Origin of the sequence: Nocardioides sp., from assembly GCF_004803405.1 — a bacterium.
Lineage (GTDB): Bacteria > Actinomycetota > Actinomycetes > Propionibacteriales > Nocardioidaceae > Nocardioides > Nocardioides vastitatis.
The window spans coordinates 1-1,003 of the sequence record NZ_SSXI01000259.1 but is presented as its reverse complement, the minus strand read 5'-3'; the positions used below and the strand labels follow the sequence as shown (position 1 = coordinate 1,003).

Annotated in this window: 1 protein-coding gene; it reads left to right on the top strand. The window is 75.7% G+C overall.

Going from position 1 to position 1,003, the window contains the following annotated elements; all coding sequences use genetic code 11:
• Positions 1-40: 40 nt before the first annotated feature.
• Positions 41-1,003, top strand: a 963-nt coding sequence (locus E7Z54_RS18680) for a hypothetical protein (RefSeq protein ID WP_206056392.1), incomplete at its 3' end; no start/stop codon positions are given.

Genomic DNA, 1,003 nt, shown 5'->3' with positions numbered 1-1,003 from the left:
CGCGGCGCGAGCCGCCGCCCGGCCGGACCGGGAGCGTGACGTGCGCGCGACCTACGGGGCAACCCTCGCCTACGTCGGCCGCACCCGGGCCGGACTCGCCCAGCTCGAGCGAGCACTCGACGGCGCGACCGGTGAGACGGCGGCCAAGGTCCAGATGCGTCAGGCGGGCGTGCTCGTCGTCCTCGGACGGTACGAGGAGGCGGTCCCGGTCATGCGGGCGGCGCGGGACGCCATCGCCCGAGCAGGGAACGTCGTGTGGGAGGCACGGACCCGCATCTGGCTGGGCTACCTGGATCTGCGTCTCGGGCAGGTCGACGAGGCCGAGCGCGAGGTCCTCCGGGCCGAGCAGCTGTTGCGTTCGTGCGACGCGACCCTGGAACGGCTCACCGCGGTCGAGAACATCGCCGAGATCGCAGTCGCGCGCGGCGACCTGGCCACCGGGCTCCGGCGCTACGCCGAGGCGGCCGAGGCCTACCAGGCGGCGGGCCACCCGATGAGGTACGACGGGGTCGCCCTCCGCGCCGCCGCCTACCTCGCCGCGGGGCTGGCCGACGAGGCCGTCTCTCTCCTGGAGCGGTTCGCCGACGGAGAGGGGATTCCGGCGACCGAGGAGGCCGAGCTGCACTTCCTCAGAGCGACCGCCCTCCAGGCCGCCGGAGATCCGGAGCAGGCCCTCGCGGCGGCGCGCGAGGCCAGATCCATGTTCCGGCAGCAGCAGCGCTCCTGGTTCGAGCTGCGCGCACGCCTGGCGACCGTCCGGGCCCGCGACATGCTCGGCGACTACCGCGGCCTCGCCCGCGAGGCCCGCCTCGTCGCCGAGGCCCTGCACGGCCAGCACGCCGACGAGGCACCGGTCGCGCTCACCCTCGCCGGCCGGCTGGCCCGCGGAGAGGACCGCGTCGTCCTCTGGGAGCAGGCGGCGTCGTACCGAGACCGTCCGAACGGCCTGGTCCGCGCCGGCGCCTGGCTCGCCCGTGCGCTCGCGCAGGAGGAGCGCCACGAT